Origin of the sequence: Mangrovibacterium marinum (genome assembly GCF_003046625.1) — a bacterium.
Classification (GTDB): Bacteria; Bacteroidota; Bacteroidia; order Bacteroidales; family Prolixibacteraceae; genus Mangrovibacterium; species Mangrovibacterium marinum.
In genome coordinates, this window is sequence record NZ_QAAD01000002.1 from 278,013 (window position 1) to 299,886 (window position 21,874).

At 45.3% G+C, this 21,874-nt stretch carries 19 protein-coding genes; 10 read left to right on the forward strand and 9 right to left on the reverse strand.

The genetic code is table 11. From position 1 onward, the window contains the following. Window positions 1-109: 109 nt before the first annotated feature. The gene (locus tag C8N47_RS03010; protein ID WP_107821030.1) at window positions 110-2,077 is read left to right on the forward strand and encodes a cation:proton antiporter domain-containing protein; all 1,968 of its coding nucleotides are present in this window, start codon (window positions 110-112) and stop codon (window positions 2,075-2,077) included. A 242-nt stretch (window positions 2,078-2,319) separates the two neighbouring features. Here the strand turns inward: C8N47_RS03010 and C8N47_RS03015 are convergent, their stop codons facing one another. Beyond that, the gene (locus tag C8N47_RS03015) at window positions 2,320-2,772 is read right to left on the reverse strand and encodes a cold-shock protein (RefSeq protein WP_107821031.1); all 453 of its coding nucleotides are present in this window, start codon (window positions 2,770-2,772) and stop codon (window positions 2,320-2,322) included. 455 nt (window positions 2,773-3,227) lie between these two features. On the opposite strand from C8N47_RS03015, the gene ybaK reads away from it, so the two are divergent. From ybaK to nhaA (C8N47_RS03040), 4 genes are all read left to right on the forward strand, one after another. Further along, window positions 3,228-3,710, forward strand: coding sequence for a Cys-tRNA(Pro) deacylase (ybaK, locus tag C8N47_RS03020; RefSeq protein ID WP_107821032.1), 483 nt, complete (start codon window positions 3,228-3,230; stop codon window positions 3,708-3,710). Between the two features lie 117 nt (window positions 3,711-3,827). Then, complete coding sequence (locus C8N47_RS03025) at window positions 3,828-4,838, forward strand: fasciclin domain-containing protein (RefSeq protein ID WP_107821033.1); 1,011 nt, start codon at window positions 3,828-3,830, stop codon at window positions 4,836-4,838. Between the two features lie 227 nt (window positions 4,839-5,065). After that, window positions 5,066-6,355, forward strand: coding sequence for a Na+/H+ antiporter NhaA (nhaA, locus tag C8N47_RS03030; RefSeq protein WP_211316020.1), 1,290 nt, complete (start codon window positions 5,066-5,068; stop codon window positions 6,353-6,355). A 336-nt stretch (window positions 6,356-6,691) separates the two neighbouring features. Continuing rightward, on the forward strand, window positions 6,692-8,011 hold the full coding sequence (gene nhaA / locus C8N47_RS03040) for a Na+/H+ antiporter NhaA (protein WP_146161413.1): 1,320 nt from the start codon (window positions 6,692-6,694) through the stop codon (window positions 8,009-8,011). 650 nt (window positions 8,012-8,661) lie between these two features. Here nhaA (C8N47_RS03040) and asnB read toward each other — a convergent pair. Both asnB and ychF read right to left on the reverse strand, forming a co-directional pair. After that, on the reverse strand, window positions 8,662-10,332 hold the full coding sequence (asnB, locus tag C8N47_RS03045; protein WP_107821037.1) for an asparagine synthase B: 1,671 nt from the start codon (window positions 10,330-10,332) through the stop codon (window positions 8,662-8,664). 539 nt (window positions 10,333-10,871) lie between these two features. Then, the gene (gene ychF / locus C8N47_RS03055; protein WP_107821039.1) at window positions 10,872-11,972 is read right to left on the reverse strand and encodes a redox-regulated ATPase YchF; all 1,101 of its coding nucleotides are present in this window, start codon (window positions 11,970-11,972) and stop codon (window positions 10,872-10,874) included. A 211-nt stretch (window positions 11,973-12,183) separates the two neighbouring features. On the opposite strand from ychF, the gene C8N47_RS03060 reads away from it, so the two are divergent. The 4 genes from C8N47_RS03060 to C8N47_RS03075 all read left to right on the forward strand — a co-directional run bounded on the left by C8N47_RS03060 (window position 12,184) and on the right by C8N47_RS03075 (window position 14,560). After that, entirely contained in the window at window positions 12,184-12,933 is a 750-nt protein-coding gene (locus C8N47_RS03060; protein ID WP_107821040.1) for an NUDIX hydrolase, read from the forward strand. A gap of 100 nt (window positions 12,934-13,033) precedes the next feature. After that, window positions 13,034-13,582, forward strand: a complete 549-nt coding sequence (locus C8N47_RS03065; protein WP_107821041.1) for an RNA polymerase sigma factor — start codon at window positions 13,034-13,036, stop codon at window positions 13,580-13,582. Window positions 13,583-13,635: 53 nt separating this feature from the next. Then, on the forward strand, window positions 13,636-14,088 hold the full coding sequence (locus tag C8N47_RS03070) for a hypothetical protein (protein ID WP_107821042.1): 453 nt from the start codon (window positions 13,636-13,638) through the stop codon (window positions 14,086-14,088). 4 nt (window positions 14,089-14,092) lie between these two features. After that, a complete protein-coding gene (locus tag C8N47_RS03075; protein WP_107821043.1) occupies window positions 14,093-14,560 on the forward strand; it encodes a hypothetical protein in 468 nt (155 codons plus the stop codon). A 77-nt stretch (window positions 14,561-14,637) separates the two neighbouring features. Here C8N47_RS03075 and hisS read toward each other — a convergent pair whose 3' ends face one another. The 5 genes from hisS to ettA form a co-directional block, all read right to left on the reverse strand. After that, entirely contained in the window at window positions 14,638-16,002 is a 1,365-nt protein-coding gene (gene hisS, locus C8N47_RS03080; protein ID WP_107821044.1) for a histidine--tRNA ligase, read from the reverse strand. Between the two features lie 136 nt (window positions 16,003-16,138). Next, window positions 16,139-16,489 (reverse strand): DUF4870 domain-containing protein, encoded by a 351-nt coding sequence (locus C8N47_RS03085; RefSeq protein ID WP_107821045.1) that lies wholly within the window; start codon window positions 16,487-16,489, stop codon window positions 16,139-16,141. A gap of 39 nt (window positions 16,490-16,528) precedes the next feature. Further along, the gene (locus C8N47_RS03090; protein WP_170111266.1) at window positions 16,529-17,812 is read right to left on the reverse strand and encodes an MgtC/SapB family protein; all 1,284 of its coding nucleotides are present in this window, start codon (window positions 17,810-17,812) and stop codon (window positions 16,529-16,531) included. Between the two features lie 296 nt (window positions 17,813-18,108). Further along, a complete protein-coding gene (locus C8N47_RS03095; RefSeq protein WP_107821047.1) occupies window positions 18,109-18,702 on the reverse strand; it encodes a hypothetical protein in 594 nt (197 codons plus the stop codon). Window positions 18,703-18,895: 193 nt separating this feature from the next. Then, window positions 18,896-20,581: an energy-dependent translational throttle protein EttA gene (gene ettA / locus C8N47_RS03100; protein WP_107821048.1), complete on the reverse strand. Its 1,686-nt coding sequence runs from the start codon at window positions 20,579-20,581 to the stop codon at window positions 18,896-18,898. 136 nt (window positions 20,582-20,717) lie between these two features. Here ettA and C8N47_RS03105 point away from each other — a divergent pair, with 136 nt between their 5' ends. Continuing rightward, entirely contained in the window at window positions 20,718-21,101 is a 384-nt protein-coding gene (locus C8N47_RS03105; protein ID WP_107821049.1) for a response regulator, read from the forward strand. Here the strand turns inward: C8N47_RS03105 and C8N47_RS03110 are convergent. After that, on the reverse strand, window positions 21,098-21,838 hold the full coding sequence (locus C8N47_RS03110) for a nitroreductase family protein (RefSeq protein WP_107821050.1): 741 nt from the start codon (window positions 21,836-21,838) through the stop codon (window positions 21,098-21,100). The two genes, C8N47_RS03105 and C8N47_RS03110, sit on opposite strands and share 4 nt — an antisense overlap. Window positions 21,839-21,874: the final 36 nt, after the last annotated feature.

Below are 21,874 nucleotides of genomic sequence, written 5' to 3' on the forward strand. Positions count from 1 at the left end.
ATCAACGCCTTAGATCATCTATCTTGCCAGCTCGCAAAATTTCGTTGAATCGCTTCAATTTTTCCACAGTTGCTTTATTCATCTGTAAAAACTATATTGGGAAAAGAATATGATACTCCAATTCGAACATTTCCTCTTTTTCCTGTTAGCTTTCCTCTGGATTGTGATTGGGAGCTTTCATGTGGCGAAATATTTTCAGAAGATAAAACTGCCGCTGATAACCGGATTCCTCATCTCGGGAGTCATTGCCGGCCCCTTTTTCCTGGAACTTGTTTCGGATGAATCGATCCTGAACCTTCAGATTGTCAACGAATTTTCACTCTCATACATCGCATTTGCTGCCGGAACGGAACTATTCCTCAAAGAGATCCGAAGCAGCCTGAAAAGCATCCTTTGGAATACCTTCGGACAGCTGGTGATCACCTTTGGCGTGGCTGTGGTCGCAATCATTCTATTAGCCGATCACATTCCGTTTTTGTCGGGTTTATCGCAGAGCAATGTCCTGGCCATCGCCCTGCTAACGGGAACCATCTTTGTAGCCCGGTCGCCATCGTCGGCCATCGCCATCATTAACGAAATGCGGGCAAAAGGGCGTTTTACCAAAACGGCCATCAGCGTCACCGTGATTAAAGATGTGCTGGTAATTCTGCTATTTGCCATCTGCTTATCCATTGCAAATTCACTGGTCAAAGGGGTTGAATTAAGCTATTTTTTCTTGCTGGAACTCCTCGTTGAACTTTCGGCAACCTTCTCCATGGGGATTATCCTGGCTCGGATCCTGAAGTTTATTTTTTCGTTCAAGATACACCAACACCTGAAGGTCGCCATCTTGCTGGGATCAGGTTATGCCGTCTATCCATTTTCACACTACATCCATCATTTAAGCGAAAACTTTCTGCCGTTCGAGATTCTGATAGAGCCCCTGCTGGTATGTATCACAGTCAGTTTTATCATTGTGAACTACACCAGTTTGCGGATCGAATTTCAAACGATCGTGGAGAAAATAGGCCCGGCCATTTACGCAGCGTTCTTCACACTGGCCGGCGCCATGATGTCGCTCGACATATTGGCCGACACCTGGAAGATTGCCCTGCTGTTTTTTATCATCCGTCTGGTTGGCATGATGGGCGGTGCCTGGCTTGGCGGCACCTTTGCCGGCGACCCCAAACTATTCCGACGCATTGGCTGGATGCCTTACGTCACTCAGGCGGGTGTTAGCTTGGCGCTTGTTATGGTAATCAGCAACAGCTTCCCGGCTTGGGGAAGTCAATTAGCCACCATCATCGTTGCAGTGGTTATCGTCAATCAACTGGTTGGTCCACCGCTTTTCAAATGGGCTATAAAACGGGTTGGCGAAAACCGAAATCAGCCCCGGGATCACTACGAGCACTCGCGCCGCGTTCTGATATTTGGCTACGAAAACCAGTCGGTAGCCTTATCCAACGAGTTGCAGAAAAACAACTGGAAAGTATCCATTGCCACGCGCAAACCCCAAGATCAGATCGAAGAAATTCCCGGCGTAAAAACCTATCACATCCCCGGCCTGCAAGCCGAAACATTGGCCAACTTAAACCTAAAGAAATTCGACACCTTTGTTTTACTGCACTCCGATCGGGGCAACTACCATATCGCCGAATGGATTTATGAAAATATTGGAGAAAAAGTGGTTATCGTCCGTCTGGCGGATCGGAAAAACCTGAAAAAGTTTTACGATCTGGGAGCCTTGGTCATCGATCCGTCAACAGCTTTTGTAAATCTGCTTCAACATTTCGTTCGATCTCCTCTGGCAACCTCATTGCTCATGGGCATGGAGGCCGATAAAGATACGCTGGATGTAACAGTCGAAGATGAAAGCCTCTTTGGCATCGCCTTGCGTAACCTCCGCCTGCCGGTAGATGTTTTGATCCTATCGGTAAAACGAAAAGGAAATATCATCATTACCCATGGCTACACGCGCTTGCGGCAGGGAGATGTGGTGACCGTTGTCGGATCTGTTGAAAGTTTAGAGAAAGTGGCCCTGCAATTTGAATCGTTTGAGCTGGAAAAAAACAGCACGCGCTCTGCCGGCAACAATTAATGTCTGGCAATATTAGCATCCAATATGCGGGATGCTTATCCCATTAATTTGAAAATCGTTTTGGCTTACAGGACACCCGGCTGCCGCAAATGGCCGACTTGTCGTTACCGATTGTTCGCAAAACCAGGGACATCTGCGTTCCGCCGTCTTGCATCCATGAGGCAAAAAAAATACTGTTTCTGCATTTATAAACAGAAACAGTACTTCATAAAATGGGCTTATCAATAAGCCGTATATCTTACCTAGCGGTTAACTTTTACCTGCACGGCCATCATACCTCTGGGGCCACGTTCCATTTCATACGAAACAGAATTGCCTTCGGTAATTGGCTCCAAAATATTATTCACATGAACAAACAAGCTTTCGCCGCTTTGCCCGTCACGAATAAAACCAAAGCCCTTCGATTGATTAAAGAAGGTTACTGTTCCTTTACGCACTAAATCCTCCGGTTCTAAATCAGCCTCCTTGGGCACTCCGATAACAATATCTTCAACCTTCACCTCTGTTTTCTTATCCGGATCCGGAGGCGTATCGGTAATCATACCATTTTCATCAACATAAGCGATCATATCGTCCAGACTATTGGGCTTATCGCTCTCTTTACGTGCCAAACGCTTGGCTTCTTTTTCTTTACGTTTCTTTTCCTTTTTGTTTCGTACTTCCTTTTTTTGAAATGATTCTTGTGATCTACCCATATATAAATTTATCTTTTTTGTGACGGGTTTTGGCCTCTGACAGGAAGGATGCTGCAATCAACTTGCGGTAAACATGCAAAAGGCCGGTTGAAAACAAATTTTCAGGCAGTCAAGCGTGACTTTGTTTCCGAAAAAACCCGGTGTTATTATTCGTTGGTGGATTCCAAAAGAACTAATGAAGACTAATTAAAAGCGATAAATCAGCACCAGACTAAGCTCCTTCCGAATTTCTAAGCTCTAAAATTAGTCATTTTAATTGACAAAGCAATCCGCTTTTAGCCTCAGCCTGCAAGTTCTGCTAAAATTAACGTGCTTTAGGGCAAAACCGTCGGGTTTGAATTACAAAAACTTAACAAACACCGTCCCCGCGATTCTTGAACTAACGCAACAAAGTCCGGCATCGTTGGATCTTCCCTCAACTGGTTTTCCTAATTTTGTCTGCCAAATAAGCAACGATGAAAACTCCTGCCAAGACCAATGCCTCACGCTTGCTCGACAAGCAAAAAATAGCCTACGAACTATTCGCCTATGAGGTAGACGAGACGGATTTAAGTGCCGCGAGCCTGGCGGCAAAACTCGGACAAAACGTGAAGCAGATTTTCAAAACCCTGGTTCTGCGGGGAACCAACACCGGCATATTCGTTTGTGTAATCCCCGGCGATGAAGAGGTTGACCTGAAACTTGCTGCCAAAGTATCGGGAAACAAAAAAGCTGAACTGATTGCCATGAAGGAATTACTGCCCGTTACCGGATACATTCGCGGAGGCTGTACGCCAATCGGAATGAAAAAACAATTCCCGGTGTTCATTCACGACAGTTGTCTGATGTTCGACAAAATCTACATCAGCGGCGGAAAACGGGGCCTCCAGCTAAAACTCTCACCTCAGGACATCATAGCTGCCAGCAAGGCAAACTTGGCAAAACTCGTCGTAAGTTGAAGCGTTCGATCTTCTGCAAAAGAATGTTTTTTGAAGTTTTGTTTAAACTTTATTGCTTTTTCTTAAACATTTTGATCTTGTTCACGTTTAGACTATTGAAACTTAAACAAAAACAAGATGAAAACATTAAATTTTAGACACTCGATCCACCCGTTTTTTGCAATCAGTATTCTTGTACTGTTAGCAAGTTTGCTATTTACCAGCTGCAATGACGACGATGACGATGATATGGTCATGCAACCCACGCCGGAGAATATCGTTGGCGTTCTGGATCAAATAACCGAAAGCCCGGAATCGTACATGACCGATGACACCAAAAGTGCCCGCCTCAAAGCCACAAAACCCAAGTTTAAGCATTTACGCCAGGCATTAGTGAAAACAAAATTGGTAAGCACTGTTGCCTCAACCGAATTAACGGTATTTGCACCAACCGACGAGGCCTTTAATATGCTCTTTGAACAACTGGGTATTGATGGAATTGACGATCTGACTGCCGAACAGCTTACGCCCATCCTTCTGTATCATGTTGTTGGAGGAAAAGTGAGCTCTGGTAAATTAAGCAACGGCTATGTCGAAACGGTGAATGGCTCTGCCATCCGGGTAGACCTAACGGATGGGGTCATGATCAACGATGCTCAGGTAACCATTGCAGACCTTCACGCAGCCAACGGTATCATCCACATCATCGATAAAGTTTTACTTCCACCATCGATGAATTTAGTAGAAACAGCTTTGAGTTACGATCCGGAATTTTCAATTTTGGTACAAGCGGTTGTCAAAGCCGACTTACAGGAAACACTTGAAACCGGAGGACCTTTTACTGTTTTTGCACCGACCAACGATGCCTTTGTGGCACTGCTCGGCGAATTAGGGCTTCCGGATTTGGATGCCATTCCGACTGAAACTTTAGTTGAAGTTTTAAAATATCACGTGGTCGCCGGGCGGGTTTACAGCAGCGACCTGGTATCCGGAGAAGTGTCAAGCTTGAATGGCACCTTCAGCGTGAACACATCTACACTGACAATTACCGATGCACAGACCAGAGAAGCAAACCTCATTCCATCGTTATTAAATGTCCAGGCAACAAACGGAGTCATTCATGTGATCGACAAGGTACTGCTGCCCTAATTCATAAAACGTCATGACATTTTCCAAGAAATTTAAAGCTCCTTAAAAAAGGGGCTTTTTTATTTACAAAAACGTTCAAAAAATCTGTTTTTGTTAGCTAATTGTTAAATCGGATTCCGGTTATTTCAGGATCGAACCTGAAAGGCGTTATTTGCGTTTATTATTCTTTGAAAACAGAACAAACGTCCTGAATGAAGGATCTTTAATTATTACGAATTATGTCGCCTATGAAATTTATTGCCGAGCCTTTCAATCGGTTTTTTAAACAAGAAAGTTCATCCAGCATCTTGCTGCTTGCCGTAACACTACTGACGCTGATCTTTGTAAACGTCGGTTTTTACGACCAGTACTTCACCCTGCTCCACCAAAAACTCACCTTTGGCATCAGTAGCTTCGTACTGTCAAAGTCATTAATTCTGTGGATCAACGATGGCTTGATGGCCATCTTCTTTTTTGTGATCGGGCTTGAAATAAAACGGGAGGTTATGATTGGTGAATTATCCACCGTACGTAAAGCCAGTTTACCGGTTTTTGCGGCAGTGGGAGGAATGCTGTTCCCGGTTATTATTTACCTGACACTCAATAATTCGCCGGAGACTCACCAGGGATGGGCGATCCCGATGGCCACCGACATTGCTTTTACACTGGGGATTATGAAACTTTTAGGCAAACGCGTACCCTACGGGTTAAAAATATTCCTGACGGCCTTTGCCATTGTTGATGACCTGGGAGCCATTCTGGTTATTGCGCTGTTTTACAGCTCATCCATTCAACTTTCACTTATTCTCAGTGCGCTGGCTCTGTTTGCCTGCTTGCTTGTGCTGACCCACTTTGGCCTTTTCAACAAGTACTTCTACTTTATCGTTTCAGTGATCATTTGGGTACTGTTCCTCAAATCGGGCATTCACGCAACACTTGCAGGGGTGCTGGTAGCCTTTGCCATCCCAATCCGCAAAAACATCAAGATCACGCATTTCCAGGACAAGATGCACGATGCTTTAGGTGAATTTAAGACCATTAGCAACAAGCTTCACTCGAAATACACCCTGACAAACGATCAGATGGCAGCCGTTGACCAGATGGATGATTTAACCGAACAAGTTCAGTCGCCACTGCAATATCTCGAGAAAAGATTACACGGCTGGGTGGCTTTCGTCATCATGCCCATTTTTGCATTTGCCAACGCCGGGGTACGCATTAATGCCGAGAGTTTTGCCAATATGGATTTATCGCTCATTATTGCAGTCAGCTTGATCCTGGGAAATGTAATCGGAATCAGTTTGTTCTCATTCCTGGCTATCAAACTGAAGATGGCCAGTTTACCCGAAAACACGTCTTTTAAACAACTTGCTATTACCGGCTTGCTGGGTGGTGTTGGCTTTACCATGTCGCTGTTTATAACCAATCTCGCTTTCGAGAGCAACAGTTATATCGACGCCTCCAAAATCGGAATTCTACTGGGTTCCCTCATTGCCGGAATCGGCGGTTACTTCCTGTTAAAATCAACCATAAAATAGATCTGGAGAGCCGCAATTTGCGGCTCTTCTTTTCTTTGATACTCTTACACCGCAGAGGTGCTAAGGCGCAATGTCAATAAAGGTTTTGACCAGAGGTGGAACGACAAGCCGACAACTTTTGAAAACAACGACAACACGTGACAACCAAAACACCAAGATTTCCGGAATCCGGCAAAACAGCCTTCCAGCTCAAAATACAATCACCCATAAAACTTGCTGGCTGATTATCGTTCATTTATGCTCATTGTATTCCGGTTTAACCGACATTTTTGCTTAAATTAGACCATAGGCCACGGCTCAGTTTTGGCTAAAAATGGCCTGGAAATTTTAGTGCGTATGTCACCAATAGCGCTGTCGCTAAAACCGTTTAATCGCTTCATCAAAAATGAAAGCTCGCCAAGTATTCTCTTGCTTGTCGTCACTGTTGCGACCCTACTTGCCGTAAATTTGGGGCTCCATGAGTCGTATGTGCATCTGCTTCACGAGGAATTCGTCATCGGATACAGCAAATTCACGCTTTCCAAATCGCTGCACCACTGGATTAACGATGGCCTGATGGCCCTGTTTTTCTTTTCGGTTGGCTTGGCCATCAAACGCGAAATATCGATTGGGGAACTATCAACAATCCGCAAGGCCAGCCTCCCTGTATTTGCCGCACTGGGCGGCATGGTTTTTCCTGTTATTTTCTTCCTTTTACTGAACAACACGGCTGAAACGCAGGATGGATGGGCCATACCGATGGCTACCGACATCGCTTTTACAATTGGCATTATGAATCTGCTGGGGAAACGGGTGCCTCATGCCCTGAAAGTTTTTATAACCGCCTTTGCTGTTGTTGACGACCTTGGAGCAATTCTGGTTATTGCCATTTACTACAGCACATCCATTCAAATGCACCTGATTTTATCTGCCATAAGCCTATTTTTACTTTTACTGATATTAACGCGGTTCGGGCTCTACAATAAATACTTCTATACGGTGGTCAGCATTGCGATCTGGCTGCTTTTGCTCAGATCAGGCATACATGCAACCATTGCCGGGGTATTGGTCGCCTTTGCAATCCCGATCCGCAAAAAACGAAAGATTTCCCGCTTTCCGAAACATATTCAGAAAGCCGTTGATCAGTTTAAAAGTCTAAAGGGCAAAATTCCCTCCCGATACATTTTAACCGAGCACGAAATGAAAGCCATTAAGCGCATCGACCGTCTAACCGAGCAAGTACAAACACCGCTTCAAAAAGCCGAAAATAAACTGGAAGGTTGGGTTGCTTTTGCCATTATGCCTCTGTTCGCCTTTGCAAATGCCGGCGTAAAAATAGATGCTGAAAGTTTTATACAGATCGATTTCTCGATGATTATTGCAGCAAGTCTGCTATTTGGCAAACTAATCGGAATTAGCTTGTTCTGCTACCTGGCCATCAAAATGAAACTGGCAAGCCTGCCCGAGAATGCTAGTTTTAAGCAGCTAAGCATCACCAGTCTGTTGGGAGGTGTAGGCTTTACCATGTCACTGTTTATTGCAAACCTGGCATTCGAGTACAATCATTTTATCGATGCCTCAAAAATCGGCATCTTGCTGGGATCAATTCTCGCAGGTACAATTGGTTACTTTTTGCTCAAATCGACCTTAACCCGAGAGTCTGACTCGCCCGGTTAGGATTATATTTTAGCTACAGAAAAAAATGCAACGCCGGCAAAGGCTATTAATGCCCACTGAAGCTCTTTCAAATTCAGCTTTTTCTTTAAATATCACGATGGCGGCACGAATAACTATCAACGGCACAATAGCTATAATTATAGCTGCAATACGAGCCAGCAAATGAAAACCGACAAAAAATAAGTAAGAGTAACAAAAACCGATGGTTAATGCTTATATTTACGAGATTGAAAAAGTACTTTTATTAAAAGCAAAATATTGTCAGCAATGGCAATACAGAAGAATGCAATTAACTTCTTTTGTTACTCATGATTAAAAGACCGCAGCACCAAGCGGTCTTTTTTCATAAAAGCTCCCCGTCCCAACCCAATCGTTGAATTTTCCGGAAGCATTCCGCAGCCCGTATTAGATTCCAGTGCTGGTATCAAATCTGCATCCAATCCTTCGAAAAGATTCGGCACCAGCCCGAACACATTCAAGACATCGGCAAAACCATAAAAGAAGAAACCAGCATCGAAAGGACGCTGGTTTCACACTCATTTTTGGCAAAATGATTGACTTCGGTTGTAGTCAATATATCTTCAGGATATGAATGAGATATCCTTTTTACAAACGAATTTGCCCCCTGAAATATCTAACGGTATCACCAATTAATCTTCCAGATCGTGCTCATGCACACCACGCACGGCACGCCCTGATGGGTCGGCGTTATTCTGAAACGAAGCATCCCAAGCCAAAGCTTCGGCGGTACTACACGCGATAGAGGGTACCGAAGGCACACAAGCTGCTGCCTGATCGGACGGGAAATGCTCGGCAAAAATTGACCGGTATAAATACTCTTCTTTCGAGCGCGGCGTATTCACCGGGAAGCGGAAATGCGCATTTTTCATCATCTCATCCGATACTTTATCGGTTGCAATTTGCTTCAACGTGTCAATCCAACCGTATCCTACACCATCCGAGAATTGTTCTTTCTGTCTCCAGGCTACGCTCTCGGGCAACACATTTTCGAAGGCTTTGCGAACCACATATTTCTCCATTTTTCCTTTTCCGGCCATTTTGTCGGCAGGATTCAGGCGCATGGCCACATCCATGAATTCTTTATCCAGGAACGGCACCCGACCTTCAACGCCCCAGGCTGAAAGCGATTTGTTGGCTCGCAAGCAATCGTACAAGTTCAGCTTGCTGATTTTGCGTAAGGTTTCGTTGTGAAACTCCTGAGCGTTCGGGGCCTTATGGAAGTACAGATAGCCACCGAAAATTTCGTCAGCCCCCTCTCCGGTGAGCACCATCTTAATACCCATCGATTTAATCACACGGGCCAGCAAGTACATTGGAGTAGAAGCGCGAATTGTAGTAACATCGTAAGTCTCGATGTGATAGATGACATCACGGATGGCATCCAAGCCTTCCTGAATAGTATAATGGATCTCGTGGTGAATTGTTCCGATATAATCGGCCACTTTTCTCGCTGCGGCCAAATCGGGCGATCCTTCCAGACCAATTACAAATGAGTGCAACTGAGGCCACCAGGCTTCTTTTTCTCCTCCTGCTTCAACGCGCTTACCACTGAATTTTTTGGCTAGTGCCGAAGTGATCGATGAATCCAAACCGCCCGACAATAAAACCCCGTAAGGCACATCCGACATCAATTGGCGCTGAACTGCATCTTCCATCGCCTGCCGCAAGTCATCGATGCTGGTCATGTTATCTTTTACATTCTCGTAATCCATCCAGTCGCGGGTCCACCACCGTTTCACCTCACCATCGGTGCTCAACAAATAATGCGCTGGCGGAAATTCCTGAATCCTGGTACAATAGCCTTCCAGGGCTTTCAACTCGGAGGCTACATAAAACTGACCGTGGGCATCCCACCCCATATACAAGGGAATAATACCAATGTGATCGCGCCCTACCAGGTACAAATCTTTCTCAACATCGTACAATACGAAACCAAAGATCCCATTCAGATCATCCAGAAAATCCACCCCTTTCTCTTGATAAAGAGCTAAAATCACTTCACAATCCGATCCGGTTTGATATTCGTATTTATCTTTTGTGCGTTCCCGGATTTCACGGTGGTTATAAATCTCACCGTTCACTCCAAGAATCAATTTTTTATCTTTGCTATATAATGGCTGACCTCCGGATTCGGGGTCAACAATCGACAAGCGTTCGTGTGCAATAATTGCCTTATCGCCACAATAAATACCGGACCAGTCCGGCCCGCGATGTCTTATTTTTTTCGATTGTTGCAATACTTGAGTTCTCAACTCCTGAGCATCCATCTTCAAATCGAATACACCTACAATTCCACACATAATGCCAAAAATTATTCGTGTTATTTATCTTCAAAAATTATTCAATCGTCAAAACTAAGCTTTTTGTTTCACATACAAAACAATGACTGTCTTTTTTCCATCATTATTGCCCATTGCCTAGCAAATAATCATGCAATTTGCACTTTAAACCTCAAAATGAAATACCAATTTTCAGAGACACTCCCCCAAACATAAAGGGATAACTTCTTGTGAAACCCATTTTTTAACACACCGCCCCCTCTACACGGCAGGGTCCTGTAAGAAAAAACAGCTTGATTTCCGAAATCAATAAAAAAAGAAGAATCTAAAACATTTTTGGCACATTTTATCCTTCGATCCGTTACAATTTGTCCGTCTTCCGGCGCAGCATATTCAAAAAACAACGAGTATGCTATCCGTCGGACTCCCTTACGCAGACCGACTCCGTGAAAATTCGAGCACAACTGCTAAAAAAACGGGTATTCATCGTTTAAATTAAAAAGGCACAAAAAAAGCAGCTTAGAAACTAAACTGCTTTGAGATATTTTACGGGACTTCCGTTACACATTGAAACGGAAGTGCATGATGTCGCCATCATGAACGACATAATCTTTTCCTTCTACCGACATTTTACCGGCTTCTTTGCAGGCTTGTTCCGATCCGTATTTGATGAAGTCGTCAAACTTAATCACCTCAGCCCGGATAAATCCCTTTTCAAAGTCAGAGTGAATCACGCCGGCGGCCTGAGGAGCTTTAAATCCGCGGTGATAAGTCCAGGCACGCACTTCTTTCACGCCGGCGGTAAAGTATGTTTCAAGTTGTAACAAACGGTAGGCCGACTTAATCAGCTTATTAACCCCCGATTCGGTCAGGCCTAAGTCGTCGAGGAACATCTGCCGCTCTTCATAGGTTTCCAGCTCGGCGATATCGGCCTCCGTAGCAGCTGCAATCACCAAAATTTCGGCATTTTCATCCTTTACGGCATCTTTCACGGCATCAACATAAGCGTTACCGGTTAAAACAGCAGCTTCGTCAACATTACAGACGTATAAGATTGGCTTATTCGTGAGCAACTGCAAATCTTTGGCCAGTTTCAGGTCCAGGTCGTCAATTTCAACCGTACGGGCCGATTTACCTTGCAGCAAAGCTTGCTGATAGATTTTCAGTACATTTACCAGACGCTTGGCTTCCTGATCGTTGCCGGATTTTGCTTGTTTTTCGGCTTTCAACAGTCTAGCCTCAACGGTCTCCAGGTCTTTCAGTTGCAATTCAATATCGATGGTTTCCTTGTCGCGAACCGGATCAATCGTAGTATCGACATGGGTGATGTTGTCGTTTTCGAAACAACGCAACACATGTATGATCGCGTCTGTTTCGCGAATATTGCCCAGGAATTTGTTCCCCAAGCCTTCGCCCTTACTGGCACCACGCACCAAGCCGGCAATATCAACAATTTCGACGGTTGTAGGCTGTACCCGTTCCGGTTTCACCAATTCGGCTAACTGATTTAACCGTTCATCGGGAACAGTAATTACCCCAACATTCGGCTCGATTGTACAAAAGGGGAAGTTTGCCGACTGCGCTTTTGCGTTCGACAAACAATTAAACAAGGTTGACTTCCCGACGTTGGGAAGTCCGACGATACCACACTGTAATGCCATTCTAATTAAGTTCTAAAAATTGCGGTGCAAAGTTAAACCTTTTTCCCTATTTTCGAATAAAACACCTGTCTCAGGCCCGACATTCGAATATTTTTCACTAAAATGCAGCCAGGCATCGCGTAATGTGATAATATTGCCGGGCAGCAGATACCTAAGAAATAATATGAACCAAGCAGGAGTCAGCACGATTTCCACTAAACCTGAATGACCTATGATCTTAAAATCAATATCGGTCGATTGTGTCATCTTTGGATTCGACAACCAATCGCTCAAAGTTTTACTGTCCAGACAAAATCCGGAGGTTATCCTCAACCAAATCAACCAGCAGGAAAGCTGGGAGGAGGTAAAACACCTTTTCGAAAATCATCCTTCTTTTTCCAACAATCCAAGCTGGAATGTTATCGGGGCTCACATCCCGTCTACCACTGACTTGGATGCTTTTGCCCGCGAAATTGTTGAGAATGCAACCGGGATGAATGATGTTTACCTCCAGCAATTTCATTGTTTTGGCCAGGTAAATCGGGTACCAAACCACCGGGTCATAACAATTGGCTATTATGCACTCATCAATCCCACCCATCACTTAATCCGCAAATCGGTTGCGGTTAAAGCGCTGGAGTGGTTTGACCCGACCGCGCTTCCGCCGCTCGCTTTCGACCATGCTGAGATTGTTCAAAAAGCACTGGAATCGCTTCGACAAGAAGTGCAATACCGGCCAATCGGTTTTCACCTGCTTCCCGAGCAATTCACCTTGACCGAGTTCCAAAGCCTTTATGAAGTGATCCTGGGCAAAAAGATGGATACCCGTAATTTCCGAAAAAAAATTGCCAATATGAATCTGCTGATCGATACGGGTGAAAAACAAAAAAATGTATCACACCGTGCGGCCAAGCTCTATCGCTTCGATATGGATGTGTATGAACAATTGAAACGCGAGGGTCTAAAATTTCGCATCGAATAAGTATCGGGGAAACACGATCGACAAACCTGGCAAAAAACGCCTCTGCCGGTTAAACTTGTCGACCGTTGTGCAGTCCTAGCAAAAAAGCCTGAAAGAAGGAATGATTGATGAGCAGCAACTTATAGAAGACCTTAAAAACGAATCGAGCAAACAACAAGCGTTTCGTGTACTGGTTGGTCGCTACAAAGAGCGGCTGTACTGGCATGTGCGAAAAATTGTGCTGAACCACGATGATGCTGACGACGTTTTGCAGAATACCTTCATTAAAGTGTGGCGCAATATTGACACATTCCGTGCCGAATCGGGTCTGTACACCTGGCTGTACCGAATTGCAACAAATGAATCGCTGACCTTTCTGAATCAAAAAAAGAAAAAGACTTTTGGCGGTTCCGATGATGATCTGCAGGAGCACCTGATTGAAAACATTCAATCCGATCCGTATTTTGACGGAGATGACATTCGGCAAAAACTGCAGGAAGCCATTGCCCGCCTGCCCGAGAAGCAAAGGCTGGTTTTCAACATGCGCTACTTCGACGACATCAAATATCAGGATATGGAAAAAATACTGGAAACATCGGAAGGCGCACTAAAAGCATCCTACCACCATGCCGTAAAAAAGATTAGTGAATTCATGAAAAACCTCAGCTAATCTTGAAGAAAGTGGAATTAAACCTTTTAAAGAAAGCAGAGTCACAAAGACAGATGAGAAAATTTGACGACATATTAAAGCACACCAACGGGAAGCAAGCCGAACATCCGTTTAAAGTACCACAAGGCTACTTTGAAACGTTTGAAGATCGGCTGGAAGCACAACTGCAAGCTGCGGAGGAACAAAAATCGCCCCGTCAAACAATTGTTCGCATCCTGAAGCCGGTTTTAGGGCTGGCTGCCAGTTTTGTCCTAATTATGCTTCTGATAAAGTATCCGTTACAGGAAATTACGCCCATGATCGGTTCCGAAGAGCTTAGTGCTCAGAATGACTCCGGCTGGTTTGAGGATGTATTGATCAGCTCGACAACCTTCATGGATGACAATAGCCTGCTTTTGAATATTGACCAAAACGAAGATCAAACGCCGGCAGAGTCGGAAGAACTGATCAACTACCTAAGCACCGAGTTAAATGATTATGAAATTTTTGCAGAACTCAACAATTAACAAGATGATGAGAAAAACATTCATATTCCTTGTCCTGAGCATATTTACAGCTTCTGTTTTCGGGCAACCACCACAAAACGACAAACACGAAGACTTTGAAATTTACAAAGCCAAACGGGTGTCGTACATGACCGAAAAGCTACAGTTAACACCGGATGAAGCGCAGAAATTCTGGCCTCTCTACAACGAATTTGATAAAAAAAGGGCCGATTGCCACTGGACCCGCAAACGAATGGAAGACGAAATTCGCCAGCAATACGATCAATTGACCGAGAAGGATTTCAAAAAAATGAATTCCGAGATTGTCCAGCTCTACATACAGGAAGCCAATCTTTTAAAAGAATACAACGACAAATTCCTGACCGTTCTGCCCGCACGCAAAGTTATTTTGGTGGGGCCGACAGAGAATGAGTTTCGCTTTCAGATGATTCGCGAATACCGACAAAAACGCAGGGACGAAAACAAACAATAAGTCAACACATATCACAACAAAGGCCGGAAAGTTCAATTTCCGGCCTTTGTTATAATGGGCTATTTAAACATCTTGCTTTACTCCGCAAGCTTAGCAAGCAACTCTTCGGGGCTAACTAATGCCTGGTCGCCTGTTTTCATATTTTTCAGTGTCAGCTTGCCTTCGGCCATTTCGCTTTCACCAGCCAGGGCCACCCAGGCAATCTGTTTGCGGTCGGCCCAGGTCATTTGCTTTTTCATTTTTGCTGCTTCGGGGAAAATTTCAGCATTCACCCCGGCTTTTCTAAGCTGCTGCAATATTGGCAAACAATAGGCTTGTTCTTTCTCCCCAAAGTTCACAAACATCAACTTGGTTGATGACACGGTTTCTTCCGGGAAAAGTTCCAGTTGTGTCATCACGTCGTAAATACGGTCGGCTCCAAAGGAGACACCAACGCCCGACACTCCCGGCATACCGAAGATCCCGGTTAAGTCGTCGTAACGCCCACCACCACAAATACTGCCAATCTGCACATCCTTCGCTTTTACTTCGAAGATTGCCCCTGTATAATAGTTTAGTCCGCGGGCTAGCGTCAAGTCCAGTTCAACTTCGGTATTCAACTCAACCGAGTTAATGTAATTAAAGAACGTACGAACCTCTTCAATTCCTTTTTTGCCAACTTCGGTAGCGCCAATCACCGCCTCAATGCTATCCAGCTTTTCGTCGGTTGTTCCGCTCAATTTCAAAATAGGTTGAAGCTTATCCACGGCTTCTTGCGATACGCCTTTTTCAACTAGCTCAGCATTTACTTTTTCCAGACCAATTTTATCCAGTTTATCAATCGCAACTGTGATATCCACAATCCGATCAGCTTCGCCAATCGATTCGGCGATACCGGCTAAAATCTTTCGGTTGTTAATTTTCACTACCGTATTCACCTGCAGACGAGTAAACACATCGCTGATAATTTGCACCAACTCGAACTCGTTCAGCAACGAGTCGCTGCCAACAATGTCCACATCGCATTGATAAAACTCGCGGTAACGCCCTTTTTGAGGACGGTCGGCACGCCACACCGGCTGTATTTGGTAGCGTTTAAAGGGGAAGGAAATATCATTGCGATACTGAACCACAAAACGGGCAAACGGAACGGTCAGGTCGTAGCGCAGGCCTTTTTCCGAAATTTGATTGGTCAATTTAACACTGTTGCGTGCCAACAAATCGGCTTCGTTGGCCTTGGATGCAAAGTCGCCCGAGTTCAAAATCTTAAACAACAGCTTATCGCCTTCTTCCCCGTATTTCCCCATTAAGGTTGAAAGATTCTCCATCGCCGGAGTTTCAATCGGTTGAAAACCATATAACTGAAATACCGACTTCACGGTATCAAAAATATAATTCCGGCGAGCCATCTCCACCGGCGAAAAATCTCTTGTTCCTTTTGGGATTGAAGGTTTCTGTGCCATTTTATTCCGAATTTACACTCCGCATCAGCGGACAGATCTTTATGTGAGGCTGCAAAAATAATCAAAAATGACTGGTCTTCAAGAACTGTTGTTACAGAAAGACCAGTCATCCTAATATTGGCTTAAAACAAAATGACTATTTCAGGAAACGAATGGTTATCGGATAACGGTAAAACTCGCCTTGCGCGGCCTTTACTGCTCCGATCACAGTAAAGATCAGTGAAACCAAACCAACCACCACCAACAGTAGAATACCAATCAGCAGGATGGTCAGTATGGCCGATACCATCAGGGCGATGGTCATGGTAATTTGAAAATTCAGCGATTCTTTACCTTGGTCTTCCACAAAATCGTATTCGTCGCGCTTGATGCTGTATACGATCAGCGGGCCAACAATATTTCCAAAAGGAATAAAACCGGCCAGTGCCGCCAGATGACAGAGCATTCCCCAGGTTCTTTCGTCGGGGTTGTCAATAATTCTTTCCATAAAACAATTTTCAGGGGTTCAACATGAGTTTTTTCAGTACTAACAGTAAATGTAGTAAAAAGCTGCTGAAATGATCAATCCGGAAACGACGAGTACCAGAAAACTGTAGAGCAACAGCTTACGCGAGGACTTACTGATAAGCCCCAGGGCGTAAATCATCTTCATGATATTGTTGCTGTTTGTTGCATTGATAACTGCCAGCGCAATCATGGCGGCCAACAAACCGGAGTTTTGTTGCAAAAGGTACAGCAAAAACGGATCGACATCGAAAACTCCAATAACAAAAGCCAGTCCGGCCACGCCACTATCGCCATAATGCTCCATAACAAACTGGGTGATCAAGCCGAAGCCCACAAACATGATCCCAAAGATCGTTGCCGTCTTTAGCTCCAGCGGGTTTTTCGACTCAGTTTCGTGAATTTCCGGCTTTGCATCGCCCTGCTTTCCGGATCGGCGAAGGACGACACGCGAAAGGATATACGCAACAACAAACTGCACCAGAAACGGCCATACCAACATCGCTCCAATCGAGCTATTAAACACAAACGCAAGCACCAACACGCGCAGGTACATCATGCCATTGGCCAGCATTATAGCCGACACCGACTGCAAACCGGTATGTTCTTCGCGCTCGCGACGGGCCAAAATAACTGTCGTGGCCGTGCTGCTGTAAATACCGCCCAGCAAGCCGGTAAGCTGAATACCTGAATTGGGAAACAAAAACTTTTTGATCAGATAGCTGACGTACGAAACCCCCGACACTACAACAATAGCCAGCCAAATTTGATAGGGCGAAACCGGAATGAAATCCGCAATATTCTCGGCCGGCAACAAAGGCAAAATAATGCCGGCAAAGGCAATAAACTTGGCCAAAGTTGTAAATTCCTCCTGCGAAGCCTTCTTCGAAATGGTCCGGAAAGTACGTTTCATCTCGGTAAGAATGAGAATGGCCACCACAAACGACAACACCAGCCACACCGGCTGAGTAAACACCATAATCGACAAGCAGTAGGTCAACAGCGCCAACACCGAGGTGGTAAGCCCGAAGTCCTTCAACGATTTTATTTTATGGAAATACTGAATCCCGATCAGCATTCCAAGCACGACAAAGCCCACCAGAAAAGGCACCCGTCCGTTGGGATCGAACAAAAAAAGCACATAACCCAACAAACCAATGAAAGTAAAGGTACGATCGGTACCAAACAGCTCATTGTCGTCCTGACTAAGGTGGTGTCGCCGCTGCCCCATCCCGATAAGCAGTGAAAAAACCAACACCAGGAAAAAATTGATAATCTCGGTCGGTAAATATTTCTCCAGATCCATGGCCGACATTTTTAAATAAAGATAGCACTCCCGGCAAACGAAAGCAATTATCGCGCAGATTTAATCCGGTTGATCGAACCAGGAATCTCGCGTTTCAGGAAGGCTCTCTTCCGAAGAATCCATTTCTTTTTTTGGAGAAAAGCTAATCACGCCACATCGAGAAATAAGCACTGCCAGCGGGAAAAGAACAAGTTGAATTTGAGAAATAAGGTCTTACATCCGTGAAATAGCAAGCTTCACAGAGGAAATAAGGCTTGAGAGATTAAAAATTGTCCTTGGTGACGCATCGTTCGTTATCAGATCGCCCCTGGCGCATTGCTGCGCTCCTGTCCCGACTGCTTTTGCTCGTCCCGAAATTGTTCAAAATGCTGCTCAAATTCCTTCCGGATCTCTTCGAACTCGCGAGGATTGCCAAAGAAGTCGAATCGCAGATCACCGGGAATCGTATCGTATTTGATTTGAGCGGTATCACGCTGAAAAAACTGACTAAAATGCTGCATCATGCGCTGGTGCATTTCTTCCAGATCGGGGAAAGCATTCTGAAAGCCCGGCATCGTTAGCGTGCTGTCACCAGGCTGGTTGAAAAAATCCTTCGCCGAACCGGGGAAAGGATCCCCGAAAAAGTTGTCGGCATCGTCGCCAAAGGCACCACTGAACATCTCCTGCATCTGTTTTTGCAATTGCTCAACATCCTCAGGGCTCATGGTCATGGTCGAGTCCGACGACCAGCTTTTCACATAAGTTGAATCGAAGCGAATCAGGTTCCCGTTTTCGTCGTATTCACGGGTTACTTTCGATTGTTCATTGGGTTCACCGGGTTTCTCGCGTTGTTGAGCCTGTGCCATTGGAGCCACAAACAGAAGCATCACGAAGGGAATCAACTTTTTCATAACGCTAAACTATTTTGGATGATTTTTACGATTCAGCAATTTTTAGTTCGCTTTCAAAATTAAGCCATCGAACTGCAAATTTTTGTCAAAAAAGTTTAAACAATTCTTATCGGGAAATCATTTGCAGTCTTAGCCAATGCACTCACCCTTTTAAATTAAAAATGGCCACCTTCGTGGCAGCCATTTTCATCGTTTATTCAACTAACTTCTTGTATTTTATGCGGTGCGGGCCAGTATCGCCCAGTCGCTTCTTCTTGTTTTCCTCGTATTCCGAATAACTACCTTCGAAATACTGCACGTGCGACTCTCCCTCGAAGGCCAGGATGTGGGTCGCAATCCGGTCGAGAAACCAGCGGTCGTGCGAGATCACCACGGCACATCCGGCAAAATCGAGCAAGCCTTCTTCCAAAGCACGGAGGGTATTTACGTCGATATCGTTGGTCGGCTCATCGAGCAGCAGAACGTTGCCTTCTTCTTTCAGGGCCAAAGCCAGATGCAAACGGTTACGTTCACCACCGGAAAGAATACCACATTTTTTCTCCTGATCCGATCCGGTAAAGTTGAAACGCGACACATAAGCACGGGCGTTAATCTGGCGGCCTCCCATGGCAATCAGATCGGCTCCGCCCGAGATCACCTCGTACACTGTTTTATTCGGGTCGATGGCGGCATGCGACTGATCAACGTAGGCCAGTTTTACGGTATCCCCCACATCGAAGGTCCCTTTATCGGCCTCGAGCTGCTTCATTATTAATTTGAAGAGCGTGGTTTTACCGGCACCGTTTGGCCCGATGACCCCTACAATACCGTTCGGCGGCAATACGAAGTCCAGGTCATCAAACAAGATGCGTTCGCCAAAAGCTTTGGTCACGCCATGCGCTTCAATTACCTTTTCGCCCAAACGAGGCCCGTTCGGGATGAAGATCTCCAGCTTTTCTTCCTTCTGCTTCACATCTTCGTTCATCATCTGGTCGTAGGCACTGATACGCGCTTTCGACTTGGCATGACGGGCTTTGGGGGCCATTTTAATCCACTCGAGCTCGCGCTCCAGCGTTTTACGACGCTTGGATTGCTGCTTCTCTTCCATGGCCAGCCGCTTCGACTTTTGCTCCAACCACGATGAGTAGTTCCCTTGCCATGGAATACCTTCGCCTCGATCGAGTTCCAGGATCCAGCCGGCCACATTGTCCAGGAAGTAACGGTCGTGCGTAATGCAAATCACGGTTCCTTTATATTGTTGCAGGTGAAGCTCCAGCCATTGCACCGACTCGGCATCCAGGTGGTTGGTCGGCTCATCAAGCAGCAACACATCCGGTTCGCGCAGCAACAGGCGGCAAAGAGCCACACGGCGTTGTTCACCACCCGAAAGTTCCTTCACCGGCTGGTCGCCCGGGGGGCAGCGCAGGGCATCCATAGCACGTTCCAGCTTCGAGTCCAGGTTCCAGGCATCGTACTGGTCAATTTTATCCTGAAGGCTGGCCTGCTCATCCATCAAAGCCTGCATTTTATCGGGATCTTCCAGCACCTCCGGATCCATAAATCTCTCATTGACTGCCTCGTAAGCTTTCAGCACGTCAACGACTTCCTGAACACCTTCTTCAACAACTTGTTTCACTGTTTTCTCCGGATCCAACTGCGGTTCCTGCTCCAGGTAGCCAACCGTGTAGCCCGGCGAGAACACCAACTCGCCCTGAAATGATTTATCCAGTCCGGCAATGATCTTCAACAAAGTTGATTTTCCGGAACCATTTAAACCGATAATACCAATCTTTGCCCCTAAAAAGAAGGACAACGAAATATCTTTAATCACATGTTTCTGCGGAGGGTAAGTTTTACTCACCTTATACATCGAAAAGATGATTTTTTTATCGTCGCTCATAGTATAAAATTATATTCAACACAAACAGATGCCTGTTTCAAGCTATCCAACTCAAAACTTTGGTTAGCAAAACTAATGCATTTTTGTTTCCAAAATTCCTTATTTTAGACTTAGATAATACAAAAACAGGAACGCTTTGAAAATACTCGTTGTTGATGATAATCCGATTAATCAGAAGTTCGTGCAGTTATCGTTGCGAAATGCCCATGTTATTGAAACGGCTAACGATGGCGAAGAAGCTGTCATCATGGCTTCGCGAAACATTTATGATCTGATCATCATGGATTTGTGGATGCCCATCATGGATGGGGCGGAAGCAACGCTTCGGATCCGTCAGATCGATCAGGAAAATAACCGAAAAACGCCGATCCTGGTTTTTACCACCAGCAATATGGAAAACGACCGTACCCGCTGCCTCGAATACGGAGCAAACGAGTACTTGGTTAAGCCAGTCAGGGCGGCTACGCTGATGGAAAAAGTATCCTATTTCTCCAACCAGGGCAGCGCCTCATTCTCTTAAAATTGAAAACCTTGCGCTTTCAGAAAATCCAGCAACTTTGCTGAGAAGTGCAGGTTGTCGGCCTTCTTGTATCGAATATCGGTGAACACCTGCGCCAGATTATCCTTCGCATTTTCGGCAACAAATTTTCGGGAACTGTCCAAGGCCTCCTTTTCGGCGTACAAACTATTAATCCGCTCTTCGGTATTGGCCTCATATTTTTCATTGTACACCACAGCCGACAAGGGTAAACGATCAGTCAAAGGTGGATTCTGATCGGGATAGCCAACCGTAATTGCCGTAAGCGGAATTACCCCTTTAGGCAGCTCCAGTGCTTCACTAATCTCTGGGGCATTATACAATGCTGTACCCAGGTAGCAAATACCAAGTCCTTCTGATTCGGCGGCCACGCAAATATTCTGAGCAAACAGCGAAGCATCAACCACGGCATTTAAAATCCAAAGGAAGTTATCGTAACCAGCATCGGCATTCCGAAATTCGCACCAACTGTTAAAGCGATTCAGGTCGGCACAAACGGTGAGCAGCACCGGAGCCTGCTTAACCATGGGTTGATTAAAATGCAGCGGCGCCAGCTTTGCCTTGGCCTCCTCATTGCGTGTCACCACCACACTGTACAACTGCATATTGCCGGTGGTTGATGCGCGTGTTCCGGCTTCCAGAATTTTATCCAGCAGCGCTTGATCTATCGGTTTTGATTGATATTGACGAATAGATCGGTGATTAAATATTGTTTTCATTCTTGCATATTTTCGTTCAGCCGTCAAAGTTACGCG